The 14,245-nt window shown below is 68.6% G+C and carries 7 protein-coding genes and 1 pseudogene; all 8 read left to right on the top strand.

Translation table 11 applies throughout. The features are described from left to right. Positions 1-32 precede the first annotated feature (32 nt). Entirely contained in the window at positions 33-1,391 is a 1,359-nt protein-coding gene (locus tag ACWD6N_RS11395) for a hypothetical protein (protein WP_450004683.1), read from the top strand. Positions 1,392-1,501: 110 nt separating this feature from the next. Continuing rightward, a pseudogene (locus ACWD6N_RS11400) lies at positions 1,502-2,188 on the top strand (helix-turn-helix domain-containing protein); the annotation flags it as partial. Positions 2,189-2,810: 622 nt separating this feature from the next. Continuing rightward, positions 2,811-3,059 (top strand): hypothetical protein, encoded by a 249-nt coding sequence (locus ACWD6N_RS11405; protein ID WP_354966843.1) that lies wholly within the window; start codon positions 2,811-2,813, stop codon positions 3,057-3,059. 478 nt (positions 3,060-3,537) lie between these two features. After that, a complete protein-coding gene (locus ACWD6N_RS11410) occupies positions 3,538-4,206 on the top strand; it encodes a response regulator transcription factor (protein ID WP_354966842.1) in 669 nt (222 codons plus the stop codon). Continuing rightward, positions 4,178-5,269, top strand: a complete 1,092-nt coding sequence (locus ACWD6N_RS11415) for a sensor histidine kinase (RefSeq protein ID WP_354966841.1) — start codon at positions 4,178-4,180, stop codon at positions 5,267-5,269. The genes ACWD6N_RS11410 and ACWD6N_RS11415 overlap by 29 nt, the downstream gene beginning before the upstream one ends. Before the next feature lie 378 nt (positions 5,270-5,647). Continuing rightward, on the top strand, positions 5,648-10,861 hold the full coding sequence (locus ACWD6N_RS11420; RefSeq protein ID WP_387326405.1) for a hypothetical protein: 5,214 nt from the start codon (positions 5,648-5,650) through the stop codon (positions 10,859-10,861). A gap of 169 nt (positions 10,862-11,030) precedes the next feature. Then, a complete protein-coding gene (locus ACWD6N_RS11425; protein WP_387326408.1) occupies positions 11,031-12,176 on the top strand; it encodes a multicopper oxidase domain-containing protein in 1,146 nt (381 codons plus the stop codon). A gap of 34 nt (positions 12,177-12,210) precedes the next feature. Beyond that, entirely contained in the window at positions 12,211-14,223 is a 2,013-nt protein-coding gene (locus tag ACWD6N_RS11430) for a multicopper oxidase domain-containing protein (protein WP_387326411.1), read from the top strand. The last annotated feature ends 22 nt before the right edge of the window (positions 14,224-14,245 follow it).

Below are 14,245 nucleotides of genomic sequence, written 5' to 3' on the forward strand. Positions count from 1 at the left end.
CCGCCGATCCGACCGACCGAAGAGGAAGCCGCATGACGAGACCATCCGCCCCGTCGTCCCGACGCGCTGTCCTGGCGGCCGCCAGTGCCGGCCTGCTCGTCGCCGCAGTAGCCGGCGCCCGGCCGGCAGCCGCCGAACCCCAGTTCGACTTCCCCCAGTTCACCTACCAGGGCACCGCGTTCGACAAGGGAACCCTCGCCTACAACCCGACGAACGAGTTCATCTTCCCGAGCGTCATCCGGGCCGCCGACTACTTCCCCAACCCACTCGGCGCCTACTACCTGTACTACGCGCCGCACGAGCGTCCCGGCGGGATCGCCCTCGCGTACTCCGACTCGATCAACGGTCCGTGGACGGAGTACGTCGCCAACCCCCTGATCAGCAACACCTGGCTGCCGTACTACGCGACGGTCAGCCACATCTCCTCGCCGCACGCGGTGTGGATCGAGGGCGAGGGCAAGCTCTTCCTCTACTTCCACGGCGAGAACTCCATCACCCGGTACGCCACCTCCGACGACGGCATCCACTTCAGCTACGGCGGGACGGCGGTCAGCCGGAACGACACGACCGGTGGCGAGACCGCCTACGCCCGGGTGTTCGAGCAGTCCGTGCCCCGCCTGGGCACCCGGTACCTGATGCTCTTCATGGACAATCCGACCGCTGCACTGCCCGGACCGACCGGGCCCGTGTCGCGGCGGATCCGCTGGGCGGTCTCCAACGACGCGCGGACCTGGACCATGCAACCCGAACCGATCGTGACCCCGCAGGGCATCGAAGGCCCGAACGCCTCGGGGCCGTTCTTCCTGCGCTGGAACGACCGCAACCTGGTGATCTACCACGCCGCCGACGGCAACATGCACGCGGTGGACGTCGGGCAGGACTTCGACCAGGAGATCCACCTCGGCACCGTGCACGACTCGATGACCGCCGCGCCCGACCTCGGCCGCTCGGCCGCGCCGACGTTCTACTTCGACGGGCAGACCGCGCACATGTACTACGAAGCTGGCGGCCGGCTCACCGCGACCATCGGACACGCCACCGCCACCCTGGCGAACCCGTTGCCGGTACGGCAGCTCGACTGTGCCGTGGACCGGCCGGTCCTGTGGCCGCCGAACCATGAGCTGGTCGACGTCAACGTCACAGTCGACCTGCACGACGGCGTCCTCGGCCCGAACGCGTTCACCCTGACCGGCGTGACCGGTGGTGAGGCCGCGGACGTGAGTGGCTTCGCCGTCGGCACGCCGGACGCGAGTGGCAAGCTACGGGCCGAACGCGCCGGGAATGGCGGGGACCGGGTGTACCACCTCACGTATGACGGTCACGACGAGATCGGACGGCCGGTCGGCTGCACGGTCACCGTCACCGTCCCTCACGACCAGGGCAGCAACTAGGTGTTCTGTCCATGGACGTTGGTGACACGGCTGGGATCTTGAAATAGGTGAAGGCCTCCGGTTGTGGAGTGGAGCTGTCTAGGAACCGCTCCGCCAACCAGGAGGCCTTCGTGTCCCACGCTAACGCTGCCCTGACCCCTCGCGCACGTGTGCGCCTGGCGCGTCTGATCGTGGATGAGGGCTGGTCGGTCGCCCGAGCAGCCGAACGCTATGACGTGTCCTGGCCGACCGCGAACCGCTGGGCGCAGCGATACCGGCAGCAGGGCGCCGAGGGCATGCAGGACCTTTGTGGCGGCCGCACCGCAGCCCGGCCCGGACCACGCGTCCGCTGGTACGCAAGATCGTGCACCTGCGGTGGAAACAGCGCCTCGGACCCGTGCAGATCGGCGGCCGCCTGGGCATGCCGGCCTCGACCGTGCACGCGGTGCTGACGCGTTGCCGACTCCACCGGCTGTCACACATCGACCGGGTCACCGGGGAACCGATCCGCCGCTACGAACACCCGCATCCGGGCGCGATGCTGCAGGTGGATGTCACCAAGTACGGCAACATCCCCGACGGCGGCGGGTGGCGTTTCGTCGGCCGCCAGCAAGGGCGGGCGCAACCGCCAGGCCACCGCACGGCGGACCGGGGCACGTAACGGCGTCTACGAACCTCAGATGGGTACGGCGTTCGTGCACACCGTCGTCGATGATCACTCCCGGGTCGCCTACGCCGAGATCCGTGACGACGAGAAAGCCGCCACGGCTATCGAGGTGTTACGCAACGCCGTCGGCTGGTTCGCCGCCCGCGGCGTCGACTCGGGCCGCGAGGTGACGGTGGCCCACCCGGACACCGCCCCTGGGTTGGAGTTCGATGGCGTCGTCGTGGTCGAACCCGCCGACTTCCCGCAGGACCTCGGCCGTCAGGGGCCGCTCTACACGGCACTCACCCGGCAGAACCGTGAGCTGGCCGTCGTGCACACGAGGCCGTTGCCTGAGCGGTTACGGAAGAGGTAGGGAGCCTCGCGCCACCACTTCGCCGTCGTTCGGCCGCCCCTGCAGCTCCCCGCTTGCCGATGGTTGTCTCGGCAATGACGTTGCACTACGCAGCGTTAGCGTGACGTACGGTTCGAGCTCGCACGGCCGGGTCACCAAGGTGGCCAGGCTATTCGACGCCAGGACTTAGTAGCTGTCCGTGAGCAGTTCGGCGACACTCGTCGGCTACGCGTGACCTCTGTCGTGCCGCGGCGCGACGGACCGCATCTCCACCACCACGGCGTGGTGGTCCCGAGGCGATGGGCGTGGCCCGTCCCCTTGCGCTTCACCCCAAACTCGGCATAACCCCGATACACAACGTAGTGAACCCATAACTTATAGCTGCTGCCCAGGCTTCCCTGGGCCGACCAGGCCCGGCCGAAGGCAGCAGAACGGGGGAACCATGCGGAGACTTGCAGCCGCGTTGGCGGCGGGCGGGATTGCCGTAATCGGCTTCGCGGCACCCGCCCAGGCCAGCCCCGGCCTCAACTACGGGCATGACTGCGTCCGCACGGGCCAGGTAGAACCTCATCTTGGCAAGTTTGGGCCGGCCAAGATCAACCCGCAGAACAAGCCCACGGGCGCCCTTAACGCCCGTGACGCCAGCGGCGGCAAGAGCCACTTCGACGACGGGGGTGTCTGCTACCCCTGAGTAGCGCTGATCGCACTACCCGACCCCGCTCTCGTGGCCCGCGCATCGCCCCGTGCCGACCCGGGAGCGGGGCCTCGGTGCGTTCAACGCAGGTCAGCGTCTACAGGCGCGCAAGCCTTGCGGCACGCCGGCCGCGACGCACGGCGGGCAACTCCACCCCGCTCGCGAGTATCTCCCGGCGGCCCCCGAGGTAACGCGCCGCCCAAGCCGCTGCGACCCAGTAAACGAGGGCACGTGCTCGACCGGGGTGCTTCCGCGTCGACGGCAACCGGTCGATGGCAACGGGGTAATCGTGGGCGGCGTGCCCTTCGGCGCGCCCTGCCGAGATCGCGACCGCGTACCCGCAGCCCACGCCGCCCCTCGGGCGCTGCAGCGGTGGACCGTGCCGGTATTGGCGCAACCCGCGCCTGACTTACGACAGAAGTCTTGGCTACCCAGGGTAGGGCGGTTATGTTGCGAGCGCCGACGGAGGTGTCCGGTGGGGCTGGTACTTGTCGTGGAGGACGACGACCGAATAGCTCGGCTCGTGTCGCGGGCGCTGCGTGACGACGGGCACGTCGTCGAGCGGGCCGGAACCGGGCGGGACGGTCTGGACGCGGCCCTCGCCACCGAGTTCGATCTTGTGGTGCTGGATCTGATGTTGCCGGGCATCAGCGGTGTCGAGATCCTCGACCGGCTCGTTGGCTCCCGCCCCGACCAACGGGTCTTCGTCGTGTCCGCGGTGCCGGAGATCGGCATCAGGGTCGCCTGCCTGGAGGCGGGAGCGGCCGACTTTCTCGTCAAGCCGTTCGCGGTGGCGGAGCTGGTGGCCCGGGTACGGGCGAGGATGCGCGGCCCCGCCCCCGGTCCGGCGCAGCGTTCCCTGTCCGTGGGGCCGGTCCGCCTGGATCTTCGGCTGCGCCGCGCCTCGGTGGCCGGCCGGCCGGTCGAGCTGTCGCTGCGGGAGTTCCTTCTGCTTCAGCACCTGATGGAGCGGGCCGGGCAGGCGTGCAGCCGGGCTGAGTTGTTGGCCGACGTCTGGGGGCTACTGTTCGACCCAGGCAGCAACGTGGTCGACGTGTACGTTCGCCGGCTCAGAGCAAAGCTGGACACCCCCGAGCGGGTGGAGACAGTACGCAATGTCGGGTATCGATTCATCGCGGAATGACCGCCTTCTCCTCGCCGCCTGGGCCGCCACGGCGATGGTCAACAGCTGCCTGATGTACGTCTTACCCGGAAAGGAGACAGTTCCCTTCCATCTCGTGTGGATCGGGCTGTCGGTCGTGTACGGACTGACCACCTGGCGCCCGGTTGTCATGGTCGTCGTGCTCGCCGCCGTCACGCTCACCACGGGATACATCCTCGTCCACCATGCCGCCGCGGCCGCCATCGGGTGGGAGGAAGTCACCGAGGTGCCACTGATGGCTGCGGTGTTCGGCGTCATGGTCTGGCATGTGCGGCGACGCCAGCAGATGGTGGCCGAGGTCGCCCGACTTGCCGATGTCGAGCGCCGGCGCGCCGAGTCCCAGGACCGCTTCGTACGGCTTGCGTCACATGAATTGCGAACCCCGATCACGATCGCCCGTGGGCACACCGAGCTGGTGTCTGCTGCCACTTCCGATCCCGTGATCCGGGAGGACACTAGAATCGTGCTGGAGGAGTTGGATCGGCTGGCCGGCATAACCCACCGGCTGGTGACCCTCATGCAGTTGGACGGGCCGTACGTCCGCGAGATGCGAGACGTCGACCTGCTGCTGGCTGGCATCGTGCGGCGGTGGCGGCCCGCTGCGGATCGCCAGTGGGGCGTGTGCTCCACGGTCGAGATGGCGTCGATCAATCAGGACCGTCTGGAGATGGCTCTCGACTGCCTTCTTGACAATGCGGTCAAGTTCACCGAAACCGGTGACCGGATCGAGGTCGAAGGAATCGGCACGCGAAACAGCTGGACCATGGTGGTCGCCGACTCGGGCAAGGGAATGTATCCGGAGCAGGTCGAGGCGCTGAGCAACGCTGGTGCGTCACCGGCCCCCCCGGGCATGTACTCCGGCACGGGACTCGGCTTGGCGATCGTAAGAGCCGTCGTCGGTTCGTGGGGCGGTTCGCTGCGGGTGGAGAGCGAGCCCGACGTAGGTACGAGGATCTCAATGGTCTTCCCACGCTTCGTCGCGCAGCAGGCGCCTACGGATGCGGCGCCCGCGCCCCAGCAGCGGGGTTCCGCCCCAGGCGGTTGAGGCGGCCCGAACGCCCGGCGCAGGACAACTGCGCGAGATCCGGGCCGACGGACCTCCGGCATGACAGCCAGATGACAAACCTGTCACGAACGCCGCGGGCCGACCTCCGGGCTCCATCATCAGTGTGACGCACGACCTGTGCCCTGATCTGGGGATCCGTGCCGAGCGTCGCGCCGGGAGGTGGAGCCGATGCGACCAGATCGGTCGAGGGCGACGATGACGAGCGCGCTGCGGACAGCATGGAAGACGTGGTGTCCACGGCCTTCGAGCCGTGGATCGGCTGCGACCCCGGACAATCGCCGTCCGGGCCGAGTCGATCCACGGTCGGGGCCAATCCTTCTCCCTGCGGTACGCCGGCGATTCCGGCGACCTCGCCGCGTGATCGCACCGTCGACGGTCGTCCTCATGGTCGCCGCTCTTCTCCCACCGGTGATGGGATTCACCGGCGCCTCGTCGGCGCTGGCGGCCACCGCGTGTCCGGCCGGGGGCTGCACGGTCACCGTGGACGCGCGCGACTTCGCGACCGCTCGGGACAACCCGGCCGCCGGGCAGCTGGCGAACTTCACGTACATCATCAACGCGGACAACACCAAGCTGGCCAGCGATCCGCTCGTCCTGAACACCGAGAGCAACAGTCCGATCGTGGCCGAAGGCGACCAGAGCCGTCCGACGGTCAAGCTGCCCGCGGGACGTTACCTGATCTCGGTCCGCTCGCTGGATCACAAGATGTGGGGCAAGCACATCACGCTGCCCATCGATGCCGCTACTGACGGAACGCTGACCGCGCGGATCGACCTGACCGAGCAGAGCGAGGACCACCCGCTGCCGCTGGGGAAGATCCGGGTCTTCGTGTTCGAGGACAACACGTGGGCCAACGGCGCTCCGGACACCGAAGAGGCGGGTCTGGAGGGCTTCAAGGTCGGGCTCGAGGAGCAGACCGGCAACGCGGTCACCGTCGACTACAACAACAATCCGCTCTGCGGCGGGAACTGCCTGACCGACGACACCGGGTTCACCCAGCTCGACGACCTCGGGCCGGCGACGTACTTCATCGACGTGCATCCGCCGGACCAGCCCTGCAACAGCGACCCTGACAGCCGGTGGTACCAGACCACGACCATCGACGGTGGGCTGCAGCTGCTGGCCCCCGTCGAGGAGGGCAGCGACGGCACCGGCGCTCCGGGCGAGCAGTTGTGGGAACCGCCGAACAACCGCACCGCGTACTGGTTCGGCTTCGTGTGCTCTCCCACCCCGTTCGCCACCAGCGGCACGGGCGAGATCACGGGCAGGGCGCGCAACTGGGCGGAATGGGCGCCCTACACGACCGGAACCTACAACGAGCCGGTGGAGAACCCGTTCGTCGCGCTGTCCGACAGCACCACCGACCAGACCGTCTACATCGGCCGGGGCGACGAGGACGGTAACTTCGACATCCCGCACGTCCCAGCGGGGACCTACAACCTGTCGGTCTGGGATGAGCAGCTCAGCTACATCATGCGCTTCAAACCCCTCACCGTGGGCGCAGGACAGACCGTCGACGTCAACGACACCGGCGACGACGGTGAGGTCGGCCTGGGTGTGTCCCGCTGGTTCGGCTGGCTGGACGGGCACGTCTACAAGGACCTGAACAACAACGGCAAGTACGACGCGGGCCTCGACGCGCCGATCCCGACCACCGACGTGGACCAGCGGTGGCGGGACGGCTCCATCAAGGAAGCGACGTTCACCGACGCCCGTGGGCACTACGAGTACCCGACGGCGGAGGGCGGCCCACTCGGCCGGTGGATCGTCAACGAGCAGGGCTTCGCCCGCTTCACCGCCTACCCCGGCCCCTCCGTGCACGACGAGCACACCGGAGCGGTCACCCCGTCCTGCAGCGTGGCGCCCCCGGCCGTACCGGCCAACCCGTGCGTGCCGACCAACCAGGGTGGCGGTCTGCTGCACAACCAGCTCCTGCTCGAGGGACACCGCGCGACGGTCGACTTCGGCAAGCGCGACTACCCCGCCGGTACGCCCGGCCAGATCGTCGGCATCACCTTCAACGCCACCACGCGCAACGAGTTCGACGCGCGGTTCCAAGCCGCCGAGGACTACGAGCCGGGCATTCCCAACGTCACCGTTCTGCTCGAAGGCCCCGGGCCCGACCGCCAGCCGAACACGGCCGACGACGTGGTCCTCAACCGGTACGTCACCGACCACTGGCAGCAGCCAAACGCCAGCCAGGACCCGCAGCCCGACGGCAACAACTTCACGCAGAGCTGCAACCCCATCCGGGACATCAGCGGCGCGGACATCACCGCCCAGTTCAACCCCAAGATCGGGCCGAACTGCCTCGAGGTGCCGCTGACCGGCGAGCAGACCAAGGACGGGGCCTTCGACGGCGGCTACGCCTTCGCCGACTACTGCCCGAGCGGCCTGAACCTGGGAACGGACCTGTGCACGGACGGCTCGGATCCGTCCGATCACCCGCTCGTGGCCGGCACGTACATCACCCATGTGGTCATGCCGAAGGACGCGTCAGACACCCGTGCCTGCAACCCGTCGGGCGCCACCCAGCGGATCAGCAACCCGAAGGGCGCCGTCCCCGGCGGCGGCCAGGGATGCCTGTACCACATCGTCCGGGAGGAAGACGTCAACGTCGACCTCGGCAACCAGTTCGCTCCGCAGATCCCACCGCCGCCGTGCGCCGGCGACAGCCACGTCATCGACCAGTCGACGCTGACCCCCCGGAGCGTTTACTACACCGGGAACCAGGCCACCAGCACGTCCCGGCCGATGTGCGACAAGCGCCTGGTCGTTCTCGAGAACGGCCAGAACGCCAACGCCGACTTCTTCCTCATGACGAACTTCCGGACCGACCCCAACGGCACGAACGCCGCTGACCACCGGACCGGCGACGTGCAGCTGCCCGGCCGCCTGGTCGGACAGGTCTTCAACGACATCTACTTCGAGCGCAACAAGCTGTCCCCGTGGTACGGCGAGCCGCGGCCGATCGCCGGCATTCCGGTCGGCATCTACGCCCGGGTGGACACCGTGCCGAACGTCAACCAGCCGTACGACGCGAACACCTGGCGGCTGTTGACGACCGTGACCACCAGCGCCGACGGCTCGTTCGAGGTGCTCGTGCCCTCCACCGAGACGTTCAACTGCCCGATCCCACAGGGCCCGTGCCCCGGCATGTACCTGGTCAAGGTCGACGACCCCGGGACCAAGGAACACCCGAACACCAACTTCAACCCGAACCTGCTTGTCGCCACTACGCCGGCCGAGGCGTGGCCCGGCCTGACCACGCAGCTCGACCTGCCGCTGGACCCGATCTCCGGCACCGCATGCGAGGACCCCGCCGTCCCGGCACGGCCCGAGCTGCTGCAGATCTCCACCCCGGTCGTGCCGGCCGCCGGCAGCCGGCAGATCACCGTCCAGGCCGACTTCATCGGCGCACCCGGCACGGCCACGGGCACGACCGGCGTCCGGGCGACACTGGCCGACGGCCGCACCGGCCAGGTGCAGACCCTGACCCGGGCCAACGGCGGCATCGTCAGCTGGACCCCGGGCAGCGGCTCCACGCCCGACAACATCGTGCTGAACGTGCCGGCGCTCAGCTCCACCTTCCGGCCCGGGCCGAAGCAGCTGACGATCACGACGGCGGACGCGAACGGTGGCGTGTCGAGCGTCAACGGCATCACGCTGCACGTGCTGGGCAGCAACGGCTCCGGCACGGACGTCGTCACCTACACGCCGACCGTGGTGAACGTGCCACCGCCACCGCCGGCCACCGGAAACGGCGGAGTGCACGCCCTGCAGAACGCGATCAACAGCGCCGTCCCGGGTAGCCTGCTCGTGCTCTCGCCCGGCGTCTACAACGAGAACGTGCTGCTGTGGAAGCCGCTCAAGCTGCAGGGACGGGGCCCCGGCGGCATCATCGGCGCCCACGAGCTGCAGGCCCGCGACCCCGAGGACGCGCGGTTCAACGTCCCCGGCACCGTCATCGACGGCCGGTACTTCCAGCAGAACGCATCGGACTACGACGCGACGATCAGCGCGAACTCGCCCTACGCGGGAGTGACGAACAACGGCCTGGTCGGCAACCACCCGGTGCTGCGCGGCGCGGACATCACCGTGCTGGCGAAGACTGCGACGGCGTACGACATCGGCACCGGCCTCACCGCGGCGTTCAACCGGGCCCGCATCGACGGCCTGGGCCTGACCACCGGTCAGGGCGACGGGGCGGGCGGCATCCAGCTGCAGGCCTCCGCCAACAACATGCAGCTGACCAACAACGTGCTGGAGAACAACGGCGGGATCGTCGCCGGTGGGATCGCGCTCGGCCAGCCGTACGACGCCGGGCCGCGCGGAACCGGCGCGCGGGTCAACCACAACTACAACGTGCGGATCGCCAACAACCGGCTGACCGGCAACGGCGGCCTGACCCAGGCCGGCGCCGTGGGGCTGTTCTACGGCTCCAACGGGTACGAGCTGGCGAGCAACATAATCTGCTCGAACTTCAGCGTGAACTACGGAGCCGGCGTCTCCCACATCGGCCTCAGCCCCGGCGGCAGGATCCACGACAACCAGATCTACTACAACGACTCCGTCGACTCCGGCGCCGGCATCGCCATCGAGACCGAGCTGCCGGTGGGCTCGCCGGCCGCGCTGGGAGACGGGACCGGGACGGTGGACGTCGACCGCAACCTGGTCCAGAGCAACTACTCCGGCGACGACGGCGGCGGGATGTTCGTGCTCGACGCCCTCACCGCGCGGATCAACATCCGCAACAACATGATCAACAACAACGGGGCGGCGGACGTCGGCGGGGCCATCACGCTGGACGACTCGTCGAACGTTTCGATCGTCAACAACACCGTGGCCAACAACGTCTCCACCGGATCGTCGGAGGACTCGGACGGCAACCCGCACTCCGCCGGCCTGGCCTCCGAGGCGAACGACCCGCTGTTCCAGGCGACGCTGCCCGCCGGTTCGCCGCGCTTCTCCAACCCGGTGGCGCTGTTCAACAACATCTTCTGGAACAACGACGCGTTCACCCTGAGCCAGCCCGGCCCGGGAGCCACCCTGGTCGACCGAGGGTTCATCGACTTCGAGGTGCGCGGAACGACCAACAACGCCGACACGTTCACAGCCCGGTACTCCACGCTCACCAACGGCCAGATCCTGGGACCGGACGGCGCGCTGCGGGCACTGCCTGGTGGCCAGGCGAACCGGATCGGCGAGAACCCGCTGTTCGTGACGCCGTTCGTCAACGAGTTGACCGTGTCCGGGTCGCGGCTGGACCCGCAGACCGCGGCGGTGACGATCACCGGGCAGGACCCGCCGGTCGGACTGACCGGTGACTACCACCTCCAGGTCACCTCGCCGGCGATCGACCGCGGCGTGCGCTGCTCCAACACCCCGGTACCGGCGAGCATCTCGGCGTGTTCCGCCACCGCGATCGGCGCTCCCACCGGAACCCCCGGCGACATCGACGGGCAGAGCCGTCCGCAGCTGCGGCTGTCGGGGCGGGACACCACACCGTGGGATCTGGGCGCTGACGAACTGGCCGGAATAACGGTGCTCGTCCCCCCGAGCGGCCAGTGAGGAGTCCGATGTGAAAGCCATGGCGCGAACTTCGACACGGAGAGCGTTCCTCAGAGCGGTCGGCTGGGGCGCGGCAGGAGTCGCTGCCGGCGGAATCGTCGGCACGACCGCGGCGTACGGTCCCCTCGGCGCCCGCCGCGCGGAGGCGGCAACGACCGAGCTGTCCCTGGTGGCCACGGACGGGTACCTCAGCGTCCCCGGCCGGGAGGGCAACCCCCTCTACATCTTCGGCTTCGTTCCCGTCGACCCTTCTCTGTCGGTGGCGGAGCTCATCTCCACCTACAAGGGGCACACCAAGCACACCGCGCCGACCCTTGAGTTCCTGCAGAACGACGACATCAGGATCACCCTGACGAACCTGGGTCTGGTGCAGCGCCCCGACCTGACGGACTCCCACACCATCCACTGGCACGGCTTCGACCTGCCGTCGCCGTTGAACGACGGTGTGCCCGAGGTGTCGGTGGCGGTGCCCATCGGCAAACAGCTGACCTACTTCTACCGCCCGCACCGTGAGGGCACGTACATGTACCACTGCCACTTCGAGGACGTCGAGCACGTGGAGATGGGAATGACGGGGATCGTCTTCGTCCGGCCCCTGCAGGACGGCACCTCGATCGGCGGGTTCACCAGGTTCGCGTACAACGACGGCGACGGGTCGACCGGCTACCACCGCCACTTCGCGCTCCTGCTCAACGAGCTGTGGACAGATTTTCACGACGGTGACCGGGACATCCAGGAGTCCATTCCGACCGACTACGACCCGCAGTGGTTCACCATCAACGGCCGGGTCTACCCGCAGACCGTGCTGCCCAACGACAGCCCGAGCCTGCCGACCGCCATGCGCATCGCCACGCCAAACCCGAACTACGGCGGCGCCCTGGACTACAGCCAGCCGAACTCCGCGCTCGTCCAGGTCAACCCCGGTGATCGGGCCCTCCTGCGGCTGGCCAATCTCGGTTACCAGCAGCACAGCATGCAACTGCCGGGCATTCCGATGCATGTCATCGGGCAGGACGCGGCGCTGCTGCGCAACGGCGCCGTCGACACGTCGTACTGGACGAACACCCTCTACGTCGGACCGGGAGAGGCACGAGACGTCCTGTTCGACGCGCCCCCGTACGACACCGCACGCCCCTCCGGGTCGGACAGTTGGGGAAGCTACAACGTCTATTACCTCAAGAACCGGGACTGGCGAAAGCTCTCGAACTTCGGCTCAGCGGCCCCGGGACCCGGGGGAATGATCACCGAGGTCCGGGTCTACTCGCCGACCCGTCCCCTTCCGGCCCAAACCGTTGTGGGCCAGACCTATGTCTGAGTGGACGTGGCCGCGCGTCGCGGAAGGAAAAGCCATGATGAGGCAGAGAGCCCAACGGCTGGTCACCGTCGTCACGCTCGCCGCCGGCTCGGCGCTGCTTGTACCGGGACCCGCCGACGCGCTTCCCACCGAAGCGCCCAAGGTCGGGATGGTTTGCACCCCCGGCACCGTCGCGGGCGGCACCCACACCTTCAACCTGCTGGCGAAGACCGGCTACATCGAGACACCTGACGGCAACAGCGTCTTCATGTGGAGCTACGCCAACGCGGACGCCCCCGACAGCGGGCAGTTCCAGAGCCCGGGGCCGGCGCTGTGCGTGACCCAGGGGGAGACCGTCGTCGTCAACCTCACCAACAACCTGCCAGAGCCCGCCTCCATCGTGTTCCCGGGCCAGGACGCGGCGGTGACCGCCACCGGCGGCGCCACGGGTCTGTTGACCACCGAGGCGGCGGCGACGAACGGGACCGTCAGCTACCGCTTCGTGGCAGGCAGTCCGGGCACGTACCTGTACGAGAGCGGCTCGGGCATCGCCAAGCAGATCGAGATGGGCCTCTACGGCGCTCTGGTCGTGCGGCCGAGCCTCGGCCCCGCCTACGCCTACGACGCCACGACGGCGTTCGACCCCTCGCGCGAGTACCTCCTGCTGCTCAGCGAGATCGATCCAGAGCTGCACCATGCGGTGGAGACCGGCGCGACGTACGACGTCAACGCCCGGCGCGATCGCTACTTCGCCATCAACGGACGGGACTTCCCGGACACCATCCAGGACAACGGCTCCGGGCTGCTGCCCAACCAGCCGTACGGGGCACTGGTGCGGATCCGCCCGACGTCGCCCGGCACTCCGCCCGCTCTGGTCAGGATGATCAACGTGGGTGCCCTGAACCATCCCTTCCACCCGCACGGCAACCACACCACCCTGATCGCGCAGGACGGCCGGCCGCTGCGCGCGCCCGGCGGGGGCTCGGCGTCCACCGAGCACTTCGGCGAGACCATCGGCTCCGGGCAGACCGAGGACTTCCTCCTGCGTTGGGACGACCAGGACCAGTGGGATCCCAACACCCACCCGTTGCCGGTGCCGCCGCCCAACTACCGCGACGTCACGTTCAAGGACGGCAACACCTGGTACGGCGGCAGCCCATACCTGGGCTACAAGGGCACCCTGCCGACGGGGGTGGTGTCGCAGAACATCTGCGGCGAGTGGTACTTCCCGTGGCACAGCCACGCGCTCAATGAATTCACCAACTTCGACGAAGGCTTCGGCGGTATGGCCACCCTGCTGCGGGTCGATCCGTCCGGCGGGTGCACGGGTTACCCGACGTCGGGCGCCATCGTCGGCGGTGCGCTCAAGGGTGGCAGCGTCTCCGACCTCGCCGCGGACGACAGCAGGTACTACATGGTGAACCCGAGGACGACGACCCGGCCGACGGCCACGACCGCCACGCAGGCGAGCATCACCGTCTCCTCGGCCGCCGGCTTCCCCGCCTCGGGCACCTACCACGTTCGGATCGACAACGAGGTTCTGCTGGTCACGGGCGGACAGGGCACCACGACCTGGACGGTGGCACGGGGCCAACTCGGCACGGTGGCGGCGAGCCACCTGAGCGGCGCCACGATCACCGCGCTGGCAACCGATTGGTACGCGGCGTTCACCGGCATTCCGGCCGGAGCCCAGAACCTCAAGGTGACCTACAAGGGCAAGAATTGCGGCAGCACGACCGCCACCACATGCGTGACGATCAGCTCGAACCAGCCGCAGCAGACGGTCAAGATCTGCAATTGGACGATCGCGGGTGCGGCGGGCTGCTCGTCCGCGACCTCTGCCGGGTGGGTGACCCTTCCGCCACCGCCGACGCAGCCGCGGACCGTCGGATCCAGCGACCTCACCTCGACGTGGACGCTGCCCGGACCCGCCAGCGCCTACGTCGGCACCGGAGCGAACGGCGGCCAGGTCCGCGTGCTCGTCCACACGCAACGGTACACGGCCCCCAACCCGACCCCCTTCTCGACGTGGGGCAACCTCATGGCCCTCACCTACGACGCGCCATGACCGGCCGCGAGGTTAAGGAGAG

It is taken from the genome of Micromonospora sp. NPDC005163, assembly GCF_053599835.1.